This window comes from Kitasatospora sp. NPDC127035 (assembly GCF_042726075.1).
Taxonomy (GTDB): Bacteria; Actinomycetota; Actinomycetes; order Streptomycetales; family Streptomycetaceae; genus Kitasatospora.
The window spans coordinates 112346-130878 of sequence record NZ_JBHXDN010000004.1 but is presented as its reverse complement, the minus strand read 5'-3'; the positions used below and the strand labels follow the sequence as shown (position 1 = coordinate 130878).

Annotated in this window: 15 protein-coding genes and 2 pseudogenes; 7 read left to right on the top strand and 10 right to left on the bottom strand. The window is 74.2% G+C overall.

Annotated elements, in window-relative coordinates; genetic code table 11:
- The first annotated feature begins 25 nt into the window (after window positions 1-25).
- Entirely contained in the window at window positions 26-316 is a 291-nt protein-coding gene (locus ACFWIC_RS03650; protein WP_329948117.1) for a hypothetical protein, read from the top strand.
- A gap of 286 nt (window positions 317-602) precedes the next feature.
- Here the strand turns inward: ACFWIC_RS03650 and ACFWIC_RS03645 are convergent.
- A pseudogene (locus ACFWIC_RS03645) lies at window positions 603-1403 on the bottom strand (pentapeptide repeat-containing protein); the annotation flags it as partial.
- 219 nt (window positions 1404-1622) lie between these two features.
- Here ACFWIC_RS03645 and ACFWIC_RS03640 point away from each other — a divergent pair.
- Window positions 1623-3296 (top strand): DUF2079 domain-containing protein, encoded by a 1674-nt coding sequence (locus tag ACFWIC_RS03640; protein ID WP_380515492.1) that lies wholly within the window; start codon window positions 1623-1625, stop codon window positions 3294-3296.
- 44 nt (window positions 3297-3340) lie between these two features.
- Here the strand turns inward: ACFWIC_RS03640 and ACFWIC_RS03635 are convergent, their stop codons facing one another.
- Window positions 3341-4147: an SGNH/GDSL hydrolase family protein gene (locus ACFWIC_RS03635; RefSeq protein ID WP_380515489.1), complete on the bottom strand. Its 807-nt coding sequence runs from the start codon at window positions 4145-4147 to the stop codon at window positions 3341-3343.
- Window positions 4148-4709: 562 nt separating this feature from the next.
- Window positions 4710-5060: pseudogene (locus ACFWIC_RS03630) on the bottom strand (winged helix-turn-helix transcriptional regulator); the annotation flags it as partial.
- 97 nt (window positions 5061-5157) lie between these two features.
- On the opposite strand from ACFWIC_RS03630, the gene ACFWIC_RS03625 reads away from it, so the two are divergent.
- The gene (locus tag ACFWIC_RS03625) at window positions 5158-6372 is read left to right on the top strand and encodes a pyridoxal phosphate-dependent aminotransferase (protein ID WP_380515487.1); all 1215 of its coding nucleotides are present in this window, start codon (window positions 5158-5160) and stop codon (window positions 6370-6372) included.
- Between the two features lie 249 nt (window positions 6373-6621).
- Here the strand turns inward: ACFWIC_RS03625 and ACFWIC_RS03620 are convergent, their stop codons facing one another.
- Window positions 6622-6954 (bottom strand): YnfA family protein, encoded by a 333-nt coding sequence (locus tag ACFWIC_RS03620; RefSeq protein WP_329879413.1) that lies wholly within the window; start codon window positions 6952-6954, stop codon window positions 6622-6624.
- 109 nt (window positions 6955-7063) lie between these two features.
- On the opposite strand from ACFWIC_RS03620, the gene ACFWIC_RS03615 reads away from it, so the two are divergent.
- Window positions 7064-7723, top strand: a complete 660-nt coding sequence (locus ACFWIC_RS03615; RefSeq protein ID WP_380515484.1) for a ThuA domain-containing protein — start codon at window positions 7064-7066, stop codon at window positions 7721-7723.
- Window positions 7724-7846: 123 nt separating this feature from the next.
- On the opposite strand, the gene ACFWIC_RS03610 is transcribed toward ACFWIC_RS03615, so the two are convergent.
- The 4 genes from ACFWIC_RS03610 to ACFWIC_RS03595 form a co-directional block, all read right to left on the bottom strand.
- Complete coding sequence (locus tag ACFWIC_RS03610; RefSeq protein WP_380515481.1) at window positions 7847-10621, bottom strand: SpaA isopeptide-forming pilin-related protein; 2775 nt, start codon at window positions 10619-10621, stop codon at window positions 7847-7849.
- A 213-nt stretch (window positions 10622-10834) separates the two neighbouring features.
- Window positions 10835-11086, bottom strand: coding sequence for a hypothetical protein (locus tag ACFWIC_RS03605; RefSeq protein WP_329879091.1), 252 nt, complete (start codon window positions 11084-11086; stop codon window positions 10835-10837).
- Between the two features lie 190 nt (window positions 11087-11276).
- Entirely contained in the window at window positions 11277-11687 is a 411-nt protein-coding gene (locus ACFWIC_RS03600; RefSeq protein WP_329879092.1) for a (2Fe-2S) ferredoxin domain-containing protein, read from the bottom strand.
- Window positions 11684-13714, bottom strand: a complete 2031-nt coding sequence (locus tag ACFWIC_RS03595; protein ID WP_380515478.1) for a heavy metal translocating P-type ATPase — start codon at window positions 13712-13714, stop codon at window positions 11684-11686. Before ACFWIC_RS03595 ends, ACFWIC_RS03600 begins: the two co-directional genes overlap by 4 nt.
- 91 nt (window positions 13715-13805) lie before the next feature.
- On the opposite strand from ACFWIC_RS03595, the gene ACFWIC_RS03590 reads away from it, so the two are divergent.
- Window positions 13806-14156 carry a metalloregulator ArsR/SmtB family transcription factor gene (locus ACFWIC_RS03590; protein WP_329879094.1) on the top strand — a complete coding sequence of 117 codons (351 nt, stop codon included), beginning with the start codon at window positions 13806-13808 and terminating at the stop codon, window positions 14154-14156.
- Between the two features lie 54 nt (window positions 14157-14210).
- Here the strand turns inward: ACFWIC_RS03590 and ACFWIC_RS03585 are convergent, their stop codons facing one another.
- Window positions 14211-14579, bottom strand: a complete 369-nt coding sequence (locus ACFWIC_RS03585; RefSeq protein ID WP_329879095.1) for a helix-turn-helix domain-containing protein — start codon at window positions 14577-14579, stop codon at window positions 14211-14213.
- 112 nt (window positions 14580-14691) lie between these two features.
- Between ACFWIC_RS03585 and ACFWIC_RS03580 the strand changes: the two genes are divergently transcribed.
- Entirely contained in the window at window positions 14692-15348 is a 657-nt protein-coding gene (locus ACFWIC_RS03580; RefSeq protein WP_380515475.1) for an NADPH-dependent F420 reductase, read from the top strand.
- A 105-nt stretch (window positions 15349-15453) separates the two neighbouring features.
- Here ACFWIC_RS03580 and ACFWIC_RS03575 read toward each other — a convergent pair whose 3' ends face one another.
- Entirely contained in the window at window positions 15454-17109 is a 1656-nt protein-coding gene (locus ACFWIC_RS03575; protein ID WP_380515472.1) for an FAD-binding dehydrogenase, read from the bottom strand.
- Window positions 17110-17443: 334 nt separating this feature from the next.
- Here ACFWIC_RS03575 and ACFWIC_RS03570 point away from each other — a divergent pair, with 334 nt between their 5' ends.
- A complete protein-coding gene (locus tag ACFWIC_RS03570) occupies window positions 17444-18388 on the top strand; it encodes an SGNH/GDSL hydrolase family protein (protein WP_380515469.1) in 945 nt (314 codons plus the stop codon).
- The last annotated feature ends 145 nt before the right edge of the window (window positions 18389-18533 follow it).

The window sequence follows — 18533 nt, the reverse complement described above, 5'->3', positions numbered from 1 at the left end:
CTCACCACCCCCGGAGGTATCGATCGTGCGACGTCTCGTCACCGTCTGCGGCACCCTGGCCGCAGCGGGTGCCCTCACCCTCGCCCTGCCCACCTCGGCCCTCGCCGCCCAGGGCTCGCTCGCCGTCAACGGGGCCCGCTACAAACACCCGAGCGGCTGCTACGAGGGGATCCGCACGCCGCTGACGGTCACCAACCAGACCGACGAGCCCGTCTCCGTCTTCGACGCCCCGGGCTGCGGCGGCTCGGAGATCGCCGTCGTCCTACCCGGCCGACAGGGCACCTACCCGACCGGCCGGAGCGTGTACATCGACTGACCCGGCCGCGCCGACCCGGCGCGGCCGAGTGCGACGCGGCCGGGTGCGGTGGGGCCGGGTGCGCGGGGCGAACAGGACGGGCGGGGTGGAACGGGTCGGACGGAACGCCGGCACCGCCTCACCGCGGGCGCGGCCTGCCCTGCTGCCCGCCGCTCCGCCCTTGACCGCCGCCTCGGCCGTCCCGGCCCTGAGCACCCTGACCGCTCCGGCCTCCCTCCCCGCCCTGGCCGCTGCGGGCACCGCCGCGCTGCCCCCCACCGCGTGGCCGACCGCCCGCGGCCTCCGGCCAGTGCCCCGGGCGCTCCAACGTCTCCGGCAGGCGGGTCGTCGCATCACCCCGCGCCGCGTTGAGCTGGATCTGGGTGAGGAAGAGCACCTCGGTGAGGTCGGCGCCGGACAGGTCGGCGTCCCGGAGGTCCGCCCCGATCAGGTCGGCGAGCCGCAGGTCCGCGCCGGACAGGTCGGCGGCGACCATCAGGGCGCCCCGCAGGTTGGCGCCGCGCAGGTCCGCGCCGCGCAGGCGGGCGCCGAACAGGTCCGCGCCCCGGTGCTCGCGGCGGCGCGGCACGGCGGCCCGGACCAGCTCGCTCGCCTTCAGCAGCAGCTCGGCCACGCGCTGCCGGTGCGCGGGCACGTCGACCGCCAGGATCTCCTCGGGCGTGCCGGCGGCGAGCCTGCCGGTCTCCTCCAGCGCCTCGCCCAGCTCGGCGTGGACCGGACGGGCGGGGGCGAAGGTGAGCGCCTCGGTGAGGTACCGCAGCAGCTCGTGCAGCTGCCGCACCACCGGGAACACCTCGAACATCCGCGCGCCGCTCTCCGGTTCCTCCCGCCAGCTGCGCCCACCGAAGGTGACTTGCGACACGTGCTGGCCGGCCCCGAAGCAGTCGTACACCGTACAGCCGGGGAAGCCGGTGTCGCGCAGCCGCTCGTGGATGCCGCAGGTGAAGTCGGTCTGCAGGTTGCGGCACGGGCTTCCGGCGGACTTGTTGACGGCGAAATCGCTGCCCGCGGCGAACGGCAGCGCGACGCAGCACAGCCCGAAGCAGCTCCCGCAGTCGGAGACGAGGTTGAGGCTCGGGACGGTCACGGTGCTGGTGTTCCTCCGGTCGGGTGAGGTCGTGCGCTGTAGAGCGTACCGATCCGCCGGAACCGCGGTCGGTTAGTGTGGTCGGCCGGTGTCGGTTCGGCCGGGCGAGGCGGTCAGGGCTCAAGCAGGACGGAAGCGACCCGGATCCGCTCAGGATCCGGGGGCACCGCACACGGCACGAGCAGCACCGCGCACCACAGCACACTGGAGGAATCAGGCATGTCCCGGCACGACGTGACGCCGTACCCGGACGCCCTCGACCCCGGTGACACCGCCGACGCGGGCAACACCGCCGACGCGGGCAACACCGCCGACGCCGGGGGCCGCACGTCCGCCGACCGGTTCGCCGACCTCCGCTTCTCCCCGCGGGCCCGCACGATCGCGTTCACCGTGCTCTGCTTCGCCGTCTGCCTGGCCATCGGCGCCCAGCAGTGGACCACCGCCCAGCTGGGCGGCTTCGACCTCGGCATCTTCGACCAGGGCGTACGCGGCTACGCGCACTTCGGCCTGCCGGTCTCGACGCTGAAGAGCTACCACCACGAGTTCCCGCCCGGCTTCTCCCTCCTCGGCGATCACTTCTCCCCGGTGATCGCCCTGATGGCGCCGCTCTACTGGCTCTGGGACGACCCGCGCTCCCTCCTCCTCGGCCAGGCGCTCTGCTTCGCGGCCGGAGTGCCGCTGATCCGCCGGATCGCCGACCGCTGCTTCGCCGACGCCGACCCGCGCACCGCCCGTCGCGCCGCCGACCTCGCCGCGCTCGCGTACGGCCTGGGCTGGCCGCTGCTGGTGGCCTCGCGCGGCGGCTTCCACGAGGTGGCGTTCGCGGTGCCGCTCACGCTGCTGATGCTGGAGCGCGGGCTGGCCCGCCGTTACGGCACCGCCGCGTTCGCCGCACTGCTGCTCTGCTGCACCAAGGAGGACATGGGGCTGGCGGTCGGCGCGTACGGGCTGGTGCTGCTGCTGCGGGCCCGCCGCGACACGGAGCCGGCGCGACGCAGGCGGGCCGTCCGCTGGGGCACCGGGCTGCTGCTCGGCGGGCCGCTCGCCTCGGTGGTCGCCATCGCCTGGCTGGTCCCGGCCATGGGCGGGGTGCCCGGCTACTACTGGAACTACCAGGCGCTCGGCGAGGACGGCGGCTCGGCGGTGGCCAACGTGCTCTCCGATCCGACCCGGCTCCTCTCGGCCCTCGTCGACGCGCCGCTGAAGCCGCTGCTGCTGCTCTGGATCTTCGGCACGCTGTTCCTCCTCCCGCTGCGTTCCGCAACGATCCTCTGCGCGCTGCCGCTGCTGGCCGAGCGGGTGCTCTCCAGCAACCCGAACCACTGGTCGGTCGCCCGGCACTACGACGCGTTCCTCTGGCCGATCCTGCTGGTCGCCGCACTGGAGGTGCTGGGCCGCCACCACGACCGGGCACTGACCCGACGCCTCGGTGTGGCGGCGGCGGCCGTCACCGTAGCGGCGGCGCTGCCGCTCGGGGCGGCGAACCTGTTCGTGCCCGCCTACTGGCAGCCGAAGGCGAGCGAGGCCGCGCTGCTGCGCGGCGCGGCACGGATCCCGGACGGCGCGTCCGTCGAGGCCGACAACCAGGCGGCGCCCCGGCTGACGGCCCGGACGGACGTGGTCCTGGTGGACGAGAAGCCGCGCGGGCGCGAGTACGTGCTGATCCGCGCCGACAAGCGGTCCTTCCCGTTCCGGACCGACCGCGAGCAGGCGGCCAGGATCGACCTGCTGCTGGCGCACGGTTACCGGACGCTCTGGTCGGAGGACGGTGTCGTGCTGCTGCACCGCGAGAGCACCGAGCCGGTCCCGGGCGAGCACGTACCCGGTCCGGACTCCACCCCGTACCAGGACGAGGTGCCCTCGGACGTCGGTCACCACCTCTTCCGGGGCTGACGGGGCACCTGCCTGCGGGTGGCCGCCTCCGGGCCGGCCGGCCGCTACGCCCCCTGAGCCTCGCGGGCCTCGAACGGCAGCAGTTCCGCGCGCTTGGGCGCGCGGCCGTCGCCGGAGGAGCGGCCGGTGAGCCTGCGGCCGACCCACGGACCCAGGTGGGTCCGGGCCCAGCGGGCGTCGGCGGCCAGCTTCTCCGTGCGGCGCGGGGGGTCGGCGGGCGCCAGCGGGGCACGCCAGTCGATTGCGGTGGGGCGGCCGAGCGCCTCCAGCACGGCCTCGGCGACCCGGCGGTGACCTTCGGGCGAGAGGTGCAGCCGGTCCTCCGACCAGAGCCGCCGGTCGTCGAAGCAGGGCGCGGAGAAGAGGTCGACCACGGCGATGCCCGGGTCCTGGGCGAGCTCGTGGACGAAGGCCTTCATCCGCAGGATGGCCGGGAGCAGGCGGGCCGAGCCGGCCATCCGCCGCGTCGGGTCGGTGCTGGTGAACAGGACGACGGTGGCGCCGGTGGCGCGCAGCGCGGTGGCGGAGCGGCCGAGCAGTTCCTCGACGCGGACGACGTCGCAGCGGGGACGCAGCACGTCGTTGAGGCCGCCGGCCAGGGTGACCAGGTCGGCGCCCATGGCGGTGGCGGTGTCGATCTGCTCGTCGTGGATCTGGCCGATGAGTTTGCCGCGGACGGCGAGGTTGGCGTACCGGAAGTCCCCGGCCGGCCGCTCGGCGGCGAGGCGCTCGGCGAGGCGGTCCGCCCAGCCCCGGTAGTGACCGTCGGGCGACAGTTCGTCGCACATGCCCTCGGTGAAGGAGTCCCCGACGGCGACGTAACTGCTGTAGGTGGTGGGCGCGTGGCGCACGGCGTTCTCCACAGTCTTCTCGATGGCCCGACGATCGTACGCGCAGCGCCCGCGCGTCCCGGGGCGGACCCCTCCCGCGACCGGACCGCGGCACGGCCGCCGCTGCCCGGTGAACGACCGCGACAAGCGGATGTCGATCCGCCGTTTATCGCCGCCCGGCAGAGTGGTGCAGGTCGGGAGGGACGGACGCCGCGAGCAGTGCGGGCCGTCTGCGCGGATCGACGGCCGGTCTCGGGGGAGCCGGGCGCCGCAGCAGCTCCCCACCGCCGGGCCGCGGGTGCGGCGCCTCCCACACGGGCGCCCCCGCGGTGCCGGGCCGCGTCCCCCCGGCCGGGCGGGCGGAACCGGAGCCACACAGGGAGGTCACCGCCCCGGCCGGGCGGGCGGACCAAGCGCGGCGCCCGGAGCCCGGCGGACCCTAGCCCGCGAGCATCGCCCTGTCCGCCGGTCTTCCCGAAGCCTCCGGAGCTCCGTCCGCGTCCGGGTCCGCGTCCGGGTCCGCATCCCGGCCCGCGCCCCGTTCCCCGTCCGGAGCCGTCACCGGATCCACCTCCCCGGTGATCCAGTGCGATCGCACCGCATCGGTCGGCCGCTGCTCGCCGAGCGCCGGGAGCCCCCAGGCTCCGAGCGCGTCGACGACCGGCCGGAGCGAGGCGCCGCGCGCGGTCAGCTCGTAGACGGTGGCGTTGGCCGGCCGCTCCAGCCGCCGCCGCTCCACCAGCCCCTCACCCTCCAACTGCTTGAGGCGCGCGGCGAGGATGTCGGTGGAGACTCCGGGCAGGTCGGCGTGCAGGTCGGTGTATCGGCGCGGGCCGGCGAGGAGTTCACGGACGATCAGGAGGCTCCAGCGCTCCCCCACCGCGTCCAGGGCGCGGGCGACGGCGCAGTACTGGTCGTAGCTTCGGCGTGACATGTGGATCAGCATAGCCAAAAGGTTGGACTTTCCAAGTGCTTACTTGGTAGAACAAAGCAAGAAGGATCCACGCGGTGTGACGGTCGGGAGGCCGCAGATGGAGTTTCGGCAGTCCAGCAAGCTGAATGACGTGTGCTACGAGATCCGCGGCCCGGTGGTCGACCAGGCCAACGCACTGGAGGAGGCCGGGCACAGCGTGCTCCGGCTGAACACCGGCAACCCGGCCACGTTCGGCTTCGAGGCGCCCGAGGAGATCATCCAGGACATCATCCGCAACCTCCCCAACGCCCACGGCTACAGCGACTCCCGCGGCATCCTGCCCGCCCGGCGCGCCGTCGTGCAGTACTACCAGCAGCGCGGCGTCAGCGGCGTCACCGTCAACGACGTCTACCTCGGCAACGGCGTCTCCGAGCTGATCCAGATGTCCGTCACCGCACTCGTGGACGACGGCGACGAGGTGCTCGTCCCGATGCCGGACTTCCCGCTCTGGACCGCCGTGATCCGGCTGGCCGGCGGCAAGGCTGTGCACTACGTCTGCGACGAGGAGGCGGAGTGGTACCCGGACCTCGACGACATCGCGTCGAAGATCACCGCCCGTACCAAGGCGATCGTCGTCATCAACCCCAACAACCCCACCGGCGCCGTCTATCCGAAGGAACTGCTGGAGGGCATCCTCGACCTCGCCCGCCGGCACCACCTGATGGTCCTCGCCGACGAGATCTACGACAAGATCGTCTACGACGGCACCGAGCACCACTGCCTGGCCGCGCTCGCCGACGACGTCCTCACCCTCACCTTCAACGGCCTCTCCAAGTCCTACCGGGTGGCCGGCTTCCGCAGCGGCTGGCTGGTCGTGTCCGGACCCAAGCAGCACGCGTCCAACTATCTGGAGGGCCTCACCATGCTCTCCGGCATGCGGCTCTGCCCCAACGTCCCGGCCCAGTACGCCGTCCAGGCCGCGCTCGGCGGCCACCAGTCCATCAACGACCTGGTCCTGCCCACCGGCCGCCTCGCCGAGCAGCGCGACGTCGCCCACAAGGCGCTCAACGAGATCCCCGGCGTCAGCTGCGTCCGCCCCAAGGGCGCGCTGTACGCGTTCGCCAAACTGGACCCCGCCGTCCACCGGATCGTCGACGACGAGCGGTTCGTCCTGGACCTGCTGCTCCGCGAGAAGATCCACGTCGTCCAGGGCACCGGCTTCAACTGGCCCCGCCCCGACCACTTCCGCTTCGTCACCCTCCCCCGGGCCGACGACCTGGAGACCGCGATCAACCGGATCGGCCGCTTCCTGGCCACCTACCGCCAGACGTAACCGGGCCGCAGCCGGGCGGACCCGCCGCATCGGCACGCCCCGGCCCCGTCCCGCCCCGTTCAAGGCCCGACCCCGCGGACACCCCGGTCCGCGGGGTCGCTCGCGTGCACCCGCCGCCCCGGCGCCCGGAACCCGAAAGGGGCGCGCAGCAGATCGCGTGGTGTGCCGACCGTTCGGGACTCCCCGAGACGTGGGCAGGGGGCTTCGGCACTGCACGACCCGTCCGGCAGGTGAGAGCCGGGGCCGGATTCAGCGCCGGGGGCCGTACATGATCACGGCGACGCCCGCGAGGCAGACCAGTGCCCCGACCACGTCGTACCGGGTCGGCCGGAAGCCGTCCACCGCCATGCCCCAGAGCAGCGAGCCGGCCACGAACACCCCGCCGTACGCGGCCAGCACCCGACCGAAGTTGCCGTCCGGCTGCAGGGTCGCCACAAAGCCGTAGGCACCGAGCGCGACGACGCCCGCCCCGATCCACGCCCACCCGCGGTGCTCACGCACCCCCTGCCAGACCATCCACGCGCCCCCGATCTCCAGGAGGGCGGCGAGGACGAACAGGAGGGCGGAGCGCAGGACGGTCATGATCCGAGAGCCTACGACGCGCCCCCGGACCCCGGCGCGGTCGCCGTCCCGGCCCTCGCCGACGGAACGCCCGGCCGCGCCCGCCCGGGCACCTGGCAGGATCGCCCCCATGGCCCGGATCCTGATCTACCGTCGCAACCTCCGCTTCCCGCACGCCTCGGCACTGGACGGCACCCGCGCGCTGCACGAGCTGGGCGAACGGCACGGCTTCACCGCCGACGCCACCGAGGACCCGGCCGTCTTCCGGCCGGACGCCCTGCGCCGGTACGCGGCCGTGGTCTTCCTCTCCACGGGCGGCGAGGTGCTCGACGAGGCCGGGCAGGACGCGCTGCGCGCCCACCTGACCGCCGGCCACGGCTGGCTGGGCGTGCACGCGGCCTCCACCACCGCGTACGGGTGGCCCTGGTTCGAGGGCCTGGTCGGCGCCCGCTTCGACCGGCACCCGCCGATCCAGCCCGCCGTCGTCCGGGTCGCCGACGCCGACCACCCGTCCACCGCGCATCTCCCGGCCCGCTGGGACTGGACCGACGAGTGGTACGACTTCCGCTCCGACCCGCGCGAAGGCGGCGCCCGGGTCCTGCTCACCGTCGACGAGGCCGACTACCGAGGCGCCTCGATGGGGTCGGCCGACCGGCACCCGATCGCCTGGTGCGGCGAGCACGACGGCGTCCCCACCTTCTACACCTCCCTCGGCCACGCGCCCGAGGCGTACACGGACCCGGCCTTCCGCGCCCACCTGCTCGGGGGCCTGCGGCACGTCCTCGCCTGAGGGCGGGCCGGACATGGCGGACCCGCCCGGAGCACGGGGCTCCGGGCGGGTCCGGCATTCCGACGGTCCGACGCTCCTGCGTCGTCGGGTTCCCGGGTCCCGGGTTCCCGGCTTCCTCGGTTCCTAGCAGTCGTCGTCGTGCTTCTTGTTGGTCAGCACGACGGTGACGCAGTCGTCCTCGTCGACCGTGTAGGGGCAGGTCACCGGGTCACGCGGAAGGTCGTAGCCCGGAGGCGCGACGGTCTCCCGCAGGTAGTACTGGCCCGCCGACAGGTGCCTGAAGTCGCACCCGCCGTCGGCGCTGGTGGTGCAGGACGCACCCGAGCGGGTGTCGGGGTTGGGCCCACCGGTCTGCAGACCGGGGATGCCGTTGGTCTCCTTCCACAGCTCGAACACGGCGCCGGCCAGCGGCCTGCCCGACTTGTCGTCCTTCTTGGTGAGGTGGATCGAGCCGTCGGCCGGCGGCTTCGGCGACGGGCAGTCGCGCGCCGTGATCTGGACGCCCTCGGACGCGTTCTGCGCCGTCAGGACCAGCGGACCGAAGACCGGCAGGGACGGCAGCTGGTACCCGGGCGGGGCAGCGGTCTCACGCCAGTAGTACCCGCCGACCTCCACCGTCCGTCGGCAGAGGCCGTCGGCGCCGGTGGTGCACGGGGCGCCGACCTGGGTGTCGGGGTTCGCGCCGGTCGTCTGCAGACCGGGGATGCCGTTGGTCTCCTTCCACAGCTCGAACACCGCACCGGCCAGGACCGCGCCCGTGTTCGCGTCCTTCTTCAGGACCCGGACCTCACCCGTCACCGGGGGCTGCGGCAGATCGGCGGCCGTCACCTGCACACCGGCCGAAGCATTCGCCGGAGTCAGGACCAACGGACCGAACACCGGCGAAGCAGGCAACTGATACCCGGGCGGGGCAGCCGTCTCACGCCAGTAATACGTGCCGACCTCCACCGTCCGAGCACACAGACCATTCGCACCCGTCGTACACGCCGCACCCACCTGCGTGTCCGGGTTCACCCCCGACGTCTGCAGACCCGGAACACCGTTCGTCTCCTCCCACAGATCGAACACACCACCCGCCAACGGCGCCGCCGTATTCGCATCCGTCTTCAACACCCGCACCTCACCCGTCACCGGGGGCTGCGGCAGATCAGCGGCCGTCACCTGCACACCGGCCGAAGCATTCGCCGGAGTCAGGACCAACGGACCGAACACCGGCGAAGCAGGCAACTGATACCCGGGCGGGGCAGCCGTCTCACGCCAGTAATACGTGCCGACCTCCACCGTCCGAACACACAGACCATTCGCACCCGTCGTACACGCCGCACCCACCTGCGTGTCCGGGTTCACCCCCGACGTCTGCAGACCCGGAACACCGTTCGTCTCCTCCCACAGATCGAACACACCACCCGCCAACGGCGCCGCCGTATTCGCATCCGTCTTCAACACCCGCACCTCACCCGTCACCGGGGGCTGCGGCAGATCAGCGGCCGTCACCTGCACACCGGCCGAAGCATTCGCCGGAGTCAGAACCAACGGACCGAACACCGGCGAAGCAGGCAACTGATACCCGGGCGGGGCAGCCGTCTCACGCCAGTAATACGTGCCGACCTCCACCGTCCGAACACACAGACCATTCGCACCCGTCGTACACGCCGCACCCACCTGCGTGTCCGGATTCACCCCCGACGTCTGCAGACCCGGAACACCGTTCGTCTCCTCCCACAGATCGAACACACCACCCGCCAACGGCGCCGCCGTATTCGCATCCGTCTTCAACACCCGCACCTCACCCGTCACCGGAGGAGTGCCGCAGGCGGGAAGGTCGCCGTTGAAGGGCCAGGCGTGGAACTCCTGGCCGCCGCCTCCGGTGGCCAGGCTGGTGTGGTTGAGGGTGCCGGCGGTGAAGAACCGGCCGTTGACGCCCGCGAGGGTCACGGTGGTCACCGAGGCCTGCTCGCCGATCAGGAAGCTGCCCTGGAACTGGCCGGTGCCGCCCAGGCTGACGACGGAGGCGTCGGGGAAGTTCCACAGCAGGTGGTCGCGGTAGGCGTTGAGCGGGTCGTCGGTGTCGTTGATGCCGCCGCTGAAGGTGTTCAGGGCCCGGGTGGCGCCGAGCACGTTGACCAGGATCGTGGCGCCCGTGGGGATGTTCGCGAAGACGATGCCCTGCTGGCCGCCGGTCGGGCCGGTGAGGTTGAAGTCGACGTTGAACACCTGGAGCGCCGAGCTGCCGTCCCCGGTGAACAGGGTCTGCCCGCCCTCGTTGACGGCGGTGCCGGTCGGGGTCCGGGGCGTGCCTCCGACCCGGGCGTAGCAGTCGGACGCGGAGGTGAGCTGGTCCCGCAGGCCGCTGTAGGGCTGTACGGCGTTGGGGTCGGTGACCAGGGTGCCGGTCACGGTGCCGGTGACGGGGCCGGCGTGCCGGACGACACCGCCCTCGGCGACCAGGGTCTGACCGGGGACGACGGTGACGCCGCCGCCGGTGGTGAGGAAGTCCGCGCCGTCCGGCGGGGGCACCCGGGAGCCGACGCCGGCGATGCCGACGTTGTAGATCGAGCTGACCCCCACCTCCTTGGCCTGGCTGAAGTTGTTGAGGACGACGACGCGTCCCTCGGCCTCGGCGGCGCGGCCGGTCACCAGGAAGTCTCCGCCGACGAAGACGTTGATGCCGTTGTCCCGACCGGCGAACGGGCCGTTGTTGATCGAGCTCGGGTAGGGGTTCGGGCAGTCGCCCGGGACGCACGGCCCCAAGCCGCCGGGGAGCGGGGCCGCCACGGCCGTGACCGCCCCGGGGCCGAGGGCGAGCACCGGGACGAGGGCCGAGATGACGGTACAGGGGACGGCGAGTGCTCCGGCGCGTCTGCGGACGCGGGAGAGCAGTCGGTTGAAGGAAGCCATAGTCGTAGCGTCCGGCAGCAGCGCGGATCGGGTCACCGGTGAGGTGGCCGTCTACGCTGATGCGGTGACCAGCCGCACCCTTACAGTCCAACCGTCACCCGGGCGGCGGGCACGCGCGGGGAGCGTGGAGCGTCCGCACCGGACGACCTGTCAGCCGGCCGGACCGCCCGGTCCGCGGCCCGGCCCGCGGCCCGCCCTGCGGACCGGCTCCGCTCAGGCGGACTCGTCCCACGGCGAGGGGGCGCGGTTGCCGGTCCCGTCGCAGGTGCGGCAGATCTCGTCGCGGTAGGCGTGCTTGGCGCCACCGGCGTCGACCCGGTAGCGGACGTAGACGCCGGTCCCGTCGCAGAGGAAGCAGTTCCCGCCGCCGCCGCCCACCTCGGTGGTGCCGGTGCCCTGGCAGGTCCGACAGCTGAGGCCGGCGGTGCGGCCGGTGCCCGCGCAGATGCGGCAGACCGTGGTCATCGTCTTCCTCCCGGGTCGGAACCAAGGTCATGCTAGGCCCTGCGCTCCCCCGGAAACCCCGGACCGTCGGCTTCGGCCTGCTTTCGCCGGGGCCCTCGGCACTGTTCACCGCCCGTTCATCCGGCGCGGAGGGACGCCCCTGCCCGACCCCGAGGCCCGGCGGCACCCGGCGACACCCTGGTCCGACGGGTCAGCCCGACAGGCCCTCGCGGACGCGGCGGGAGACGGCGATCTGCTGGAGGTCGAGCATGCCCGGGGGGTCGGCGAGGCCGGGACCGCCGGCCTGCACCCACTCGGCTATCTCCTCGATCATGTCGTCGGCCAGGACCCAGCCGAGCCAGACCGGCCGCCCCCCGGCCGCGCGGCCCTCGCTCGACGGGCCGACCACCACGACGTTCGAATGCGCGCACGTGTCGAGGCACTTGACGGCCCGGACCCGGCCCGATGCCCCGACGGCCGTGCGCAGCCGCTCGTACTGGCCGGTGTGGTCGATGCCCGGGTGCTTCTGCTCGGTGCCGCAGCAGCAGCCCCGGCAGACGGTGACGGTCACGGGGGAGGCCGGGCCCTGCCGGCCGGTGTGCTCGCGGTCTCGGCGGCTCATGGTGTCTCAGCTCTCCTCACGGCGCGGGGCCTCGTGGTGCGGGCCTCGTCGTGCGGGGCCTCGTTCTCCAGGGCCCGCCGCCACGCCCGTTCGCGCAGCAGCCGCAGGCCGTTGAGGCCGACGACCACGGTGGAGCCCTCGTGCCCGGCGACGCCGAGCGGCAGGGGCAGCGTACCTGCCAGGTCCCAGACGACCAGGAGGGTGATGCACGCACCGGCGATCACCAGGTTCTGCACCACGAGCGTGCGGGCCCGCCGGGAGAGTGCCACCACGGCGGGGAGGGCGGTCAGCTCGTCGCGGACGACGACCGCGTCGGCGGTCTCGAGGGCGAGGTCGGAGCCGGCCCGGCCCATCGCCACCCCGCTGTGCGCGGCGGCCAGGGCGGGGGCGTCGTTGACGCCGTCGCCGACCATCAGGACCTTCCGGCCGGCGTCGGCCAGCGCGCGGACGGCGGCGACCTTCTCCTGCGGCAGCAGCCCGCCCCGGACGTCGGTCAGCCCGACCTCGCGGGCCAGGTGGCGGGCGGCGCGCGGGTTGTCGCCGGTGAGCAGCACGGGCGGGCGGCCGGTCAGCGCGGTCAGGGCCCGGACGGCGGCGGCGGCCTGTTCGCGCGGGCGGTCGGCGAGGCCGAGGACGCCGACGGGTTCGCCGTCGCGGAGCACCAGGACGGCGGTGCGGCCCGCGGCCTCCAGGGCGACGACCTCGGGGTGTTCCCGGTAGGGGCCGGGGGCGCCCACGGCGACCACCGCGCCGTCCACGACCGCCCGCACCCCGACGCCCGGGGTGGCGGTGAAGTCGGTGGCCGGCGGGACGCCGGTCCCGCGTTCGCGGGCGGCGGCGACGACGGCGCGGGCGAGCGGGTGCTCGCTGGGGTGCTCGGCGGCGGCGGCGAGTGCCAGCAGGCCGTGTTCGGTGACGCCGCCGAACGGGCGGACTTCGGTGACCCGGGGCGTGCCCTCGGTGAGGGTGCCGGTCTTGTCCAGGGCGACGGCGTCGACCTGGCCGAGTCGTTCCATGACGACCGCGGACTTGACCAGGACGCCGTGCCGGCCGGCGTTGGCGATCGCGGAGAGCAGGGGCGGCATGGTGGCGAGCACCACGGCGCACGGCGAGGCGACGATCATGAAGGTCATGGCGCGCAGCAACGTGCCGGAGAGGTCCGCGCCGAGGGCGAGCGGGACGGCGAACAGCAGCAGGGTGGCGGCCACCAGGCCGGCGGCGTAGCGCTGTTCGACCTTCTCGATGAAGAGCTGGGTGGGTGCCTTGGTCTCGGACGCCTCGGTGACCATGGCGACGATCCGGGCGATCACGGTGTCGGCGGCGTCGCGTTCGACCCGGACGCGCAGCGCGCCGGCGCCGTTGAGGGTGCCCGCGTAGACCTCGTCCCCGGCGGCCTTGGGGGCGGGGAGCGGTTCGCCGGTGATGGTGGCCTGGTCGACGTCGCTCGCGCCGTCGAGGACGCGGCCGTCGGCGCCGATCCGCTCGCCGGGGCGGACCAGCACGGTGTCGCCGACGGCGAGTTCGGTCGTGGGGACGGTTTCCTCGGTGCCGCCCCAGGGGCCGGTCACGGCGCCGTGGCCGTCCCCGCGCAGCCGGGTGGCGGTGGCGGGGGCGAGGTCGAGCAGGCCGCGGACCGAGTCGGCGGTGCGGGCGGTGGCCAGGGCCTCCAGGGCGCCGCTGGTGGCGAAGATGACGATCAGCAGGGCGCCGTCCAGGACCTCGCCGACGGCGGCGGCGCCGAGGGCGGCGACCACCATCAGCAGGTCGACGTCGAGGGTCCGCTCGCGCAGTGCGCGCAGTCCGGCCAGGGCCGGCTCCCACCCGCCGGCGAGGTACGCGACGGCGTACAGCGCGCCGTACGCCCAGCCGGGGCCACCGGGCAGCTGGACGGCGAGCGCGGCCAGGAAGGCGACGAGGCTCGCCGCCGCCCAGCGCGCCTCGGGCAGCGCGAGCACGCGGGTGCGGTGCGGCGCCGGTGCGGCGGGCGGGGCGGCGGTGGGCGGGCGGGTGAGCACGGTGGCGGGCATGGGCGTCACGATACAGGAACACATGAACACACCTTCATGTGTTCATATGGACGGCCGGCCCGCCCGAGGACCCGCCCCGTAGGATTCAGCCATGGGACACTCAGCCGCCGAGAACGCCGTGCCGCAGATGCGCCTGGACGCGTCCAACGCGGCCAAGGTGGCCAGTACGCTCCAGGCCCTCGCCACCCCCTCGCGCCTGCTGATACTCGCCCAACTCCGCGAGGGCCCCCGGGCCGCCACCGAACTCGCCGACGCCGTCGGCATGGAGCAGTCCGCCTGCTCCCACCAGCTCCGCCTGCTCCGCAACCTCGGCCTGGTGGTCGGCGAACGGCGCGGCCGCTCGGTCGTCTACTCGCTCCACGACGAGCACGTCGCCGCCCTCCTCGACCAGGCCGTCTACCACGTCGACCACCTCCGCCTCGGCCTCACCGACGACCGCTGAGACCCCCGGAGGCCGCCGTACGGCACCGCCCGCCCCGCCGCGCCACCGCCACCTTCACCGGGGGGACTCCTCCGCGCGGTCCTGGGCCGCAAGGACGGCGTCACCGTGCCGGGACCCCCAGGCGCCCAGGGTCTCCAGGGCGGGCAGGAGGGTACGGCCGAGCGGCGTGAGCGCGTACTCGACGCGGGGCGGGGACTCGGGGTAACTGCGCCTCTCCACAAGGCCGTTGTGTTCCAGCCGACGCAGCGTCTCGGTGAGCACCTTGGCGCTGATGCCGCCGATCCGGGTGCGCAGCGCGCCGGGGCGCCTGGGTGCGTCGCGCAGCGCCCAGAGCACCACCGGGCTCCAGGTGTTGCCGAGCAGGTCGAAGGCCGCCCGGGCCCGGCAGTCGGCCAGGTAGGTCTGGCCCGGAATCTCGTCCACCGCTCCCCCAGAGTTCGTCGGTCACGCACCGATCGGTAACCGACGGCGCTCCTAGTGTCATCCCGAATCGACCGAACGGGGCCGAACAGGCCGGACGGACAGGAGACTTCGCATGCGGATCGGCATCATCGGGGCGGGGAACATGGCGCGGGCGCTCGGCGGGCAGTGGGCCCGGGCCGGGCACGAGGTGGTGTTCGGCGCACGGTCGGCGGCGCGGGCCGCCGAGGCGGCGCAGAGCGCGGGTGCGCGGGCGTGGGTGGTGGCCGGCCCGGCGGCGGCGGCGGAGTTCGGCGAGGTGGTGCTGCTCGCCGTCCCGGCCGACGCGGTGGAGGCGGTGGTCGCGGCGGCGGCCCCGCCGGCCGGGCGGGTGCTGGTCGACTGCACCAACCCGATCGCCCCCGGCCCGATCGGTCTCCACCTCACCACCGCGGGCGGCCCGTCGATGGCCGAACGGATCGCCGCCGCCGCTCCCGGCACCCACGTGGTGAAGGCGTTCAACGCCTGCCACGAGAGCGTCTGGCGGCTCACGCCGCCGGTGTTCGACGGCCGCCCGCTCGCCGTGCCGCTCTGCGGGGACGACCCGGGGGCGCTCGCCCTGGTCGGCCGCCTCACCGCCGACCTCGGTGCGACGCCGGTGACGGCCGGCCCGCTGGCCCGTGCCGGGCTGCTGGAGGCCGCCACCGCGTTCGCCATCGGCCTCTGGTTCGCCGGTCACGACGCGCAGGCCGTCCTGCCGCCGCGGCAGTACTCGGGCGTGCCCGCCGCCTGACGCGGGGCCGGGGCGGCCCCGGCGGCGGCACGGCCACCGCCGTCACACCGCACACCGCCGTCAGGCCACCGCCGCTGCGCCGCCGTCCCCGCTACGCCGCCGCCACTACCCCGTCGCCTCCGCCGCGGCGCGCCCGGCGGCGCGGCCGGAGAAGAGGCAGCCCCCGAGGAAGGTGCCCTCCAGGGAGCGGTATCCGTGGACGCCGCCGCCACCGAAGCCGGCCGCCTCACCCGCGGCGTAGACGCCGTCGAGTACCGAGCCGTCCGCCCGCAGGACACGCGACGACAGGTCGGTCTCCAGCCCCCCGAGGGACTTCCGGGTGAGGATGCTCAGCCGGACGGCGATCAGCGGGGCGGCGTCCGGGTCGAGGATGCGGTGCGGGGCGGCGGTGCGGATGAGCTTGTCGCCGAGGTAGCGGCGGGCCCCGTGGATGGCGGTGACCTGGAGGTCCTTGGCGAAGGGGTTGGCGATCTGGCGGTCGCGGGCCTCGACGACGCGGCGCAGTTCGGCCGCGTCGATCAGCTGGGCGCGCGCCTTGGCGTTCATCGCGCGGGCGAGGTCGTGGAGGTTGCCGGCGACGACGAAGTCCGGCCCGTGGTCGAGGTGGGCCCGGACGGGGCCGGGGGCACCGGGGAGGGCGCGGGCGAGGACGCCCCGCACGGACCGGCCGGTGAGGTCGGGGTTCTGCTCGGAGCCGGAGAGGGTGAACTCCTTCTCGATGATCCGGCGGTTGAGCACGAACCAGGTGTGGTCGTGCCCGGTGGTGCGGATGTGTTCGAGCGTGCCCAGGGTGTCGAAGCCGGGGAAGAGCGGGACGGGCAGCCGGCGGCCGAGGGCGTCGAGCCAGAGCGAGGACGGACCGGGCAGGATGCGGATGCCGTGCCTGGCCCAGACCGGGTCCCAGTTGGCGATGCCCTCGGTGTAGTGCCACATCCGGTCGCCGTTGATCAGGCGGCCCCCCGCCTCGCCGGCGATGCCCAGCATCAGCCCGTCGACGTGGGCGGGGACACCGGAGAGCATCCGGTCGGGCGGGGTGCCGAGCCGGGCCGGCCAGGACCTGCGGACCAGCTCGTGGTTGCCGCCGATGCCGCCGGAGGTGACGATCACGGCCTGGGCACGCAGCTCGAAGTGGCCGGCGACCTCCCGCGAGCTGGCCTCGCCCCGGGCCGCGCCGCTCGGGACGAGCACCTCGCCGGTCACCGTGTCGACGGCGCCGGCGCTCCCGGACAGGCCCGTGACCCGGTGGCGGAACCGGAGGTCGACGAGTCCGCGCGCGGCGGCGGCACGGACCCGGCGGACGAACGGTTCGAGCAGTCCGGGGCCGGTGCCCCAGGTGATGTGGAAACGGGGGACGGAGTTTCCGGGACCGTCGGCGAGCTGTCCGCCGCGCTCGGCCCAGCCGACCACGGGGAAGAACCGGACACCCATCGCGTGCAGCCAGGCCCGCTTCTCGCCGGACGCGAAGTCGACGTAGGCCTCGGCCCAGCGGCGCGGCCAGGCGTCCTCGGGGCGGTCGAACCCGGCGGTGCCGAGCCAGTCCTGCCGGGCGAGGGCGGGCGAGTCGCGGATCCGCATGCGGCGCTGCTCGGGCGAGTCGACCAGGAAGAGCCCGCCGAAGGACCAGTGCGCCTGGCCGCCGAACGAGGCCGCGGGTTCCTGGTCGAGCAGGATCACCTTCCGTCCGGCGTCGGCGAGTTCGGCGGTCGCGGCGAGGCCCGCGAGTCCGGCTCCGATGACGATGACGTCGGCGTCCAGGGCCATGCGGGCTCCTCCATCGGTGCTCCGGCCGTGCGCGGTGCTGTTGCCCGCGGGCGGTGCGGGTGCGCCCGATACTGCGGCCTGCGGCGGGGCCCGTCAACAGGTCGGCGGCCTGCGGGGGCCGCGACGAACGGCGGCGTGAATTCCGCTCCACCCCGTTTCGGAAATACCTTCGATACGCCGTGGAGCGAAATTCGAAATACCTCTGACGGATTTTCGGGTGTTTCCGCGCAAACCATGGACGAATACGAAACCCGGAAGTAACTTACCTTCCAGTAGCTGTGGCCAGGCTCGCACGACCCCCCACCCCACCCGTTTCTCTCCCCCAGGAGGAACCGTGCTCCGCCCTGCCCGGAACCGCCGCACGACCCGTACCTCCCGGAAGCCCGCGCTGCTCGGCGCCGCCGCACTGGGCGCAGCCCTCGCCCTGACCACGACCGGCGCGCAGGCCGCGGCCCCCGCGCCCCGGCACTACGTCGCGCTCGGCGACTCGTACGCCGCCGGCGCCGGCGTTCCGGGCCAGTCGGCCGGGCTCTGCCTGCGCTCCGACCGCAACTACGGCCACCTGGTCGCCGCCGCCCTGCGCGCCGGCGCGTACACCGACGTCACCTGCGCGGCGGCCAAGGTGAAGGCGATGACGCAGCCGCAGTACGACGCCTTCATCCGGGTCAACGACCCGCAGCTGAACGCGGTGACCGCCGACACGGACCTGGTCACTCTCGGGATCGGCGGCAACGACCTGGGCGTCACCGACCTCGGGATCGGCGAGGTGGTCGGCGCCTGCATCGCGGGCGCGGTGGTCAACCCGCTCGGCACGCCGTGCAAGGACCTCTACCACCACGGCCACTGGGACTGGTCCAGCTGGTCCTGGCAGTACGGCAACGACGACCTCGCCGACCGGGTCGCCGCGGCGGCCCCGCAGGTCGCGGACACCCTGAAGCGCATCCGCGCCAAGGCCCCGAAGGCCCGGATCCTGGTGGTCGGCTACCCGTCCGTGCTGCCCGCCGACGGGGCGGACTGCGTGCTCCGCCAGCCCATCGCCCCGCGCGACATCCCGTACCTGAACGGCGTGCTCGGCAAGCTCAACGCCATGCTGGCGGCCACCTCCGCCGCCAACGGCGCCACCTTCGTGGACACCGCCACGCCGACCGCCGGACACGACGTCTGCTCGGACGACCGCTGGGTCGAGGGCGCGCTGCCCGGCTCCCCGGCCGTCCCGTTCCACCCGAACGCCACCGGCGAGCGCGTCATGGCCGACGCCGTCCTCAACGCCCTCAGGTAGGGCCGGGGGAAGCCGACTTCACGCCGCCCACGGGGCGGGAAACCCCGAGGGGGGGGGGGGGGGGGGGGCCGGGGCCCGCCCCCCCCCGCCGCCCGGCGGCGCGGCGGGGGGGGGGGCCGCGCCCGCCCCGCGCGGGCGGGCGGGG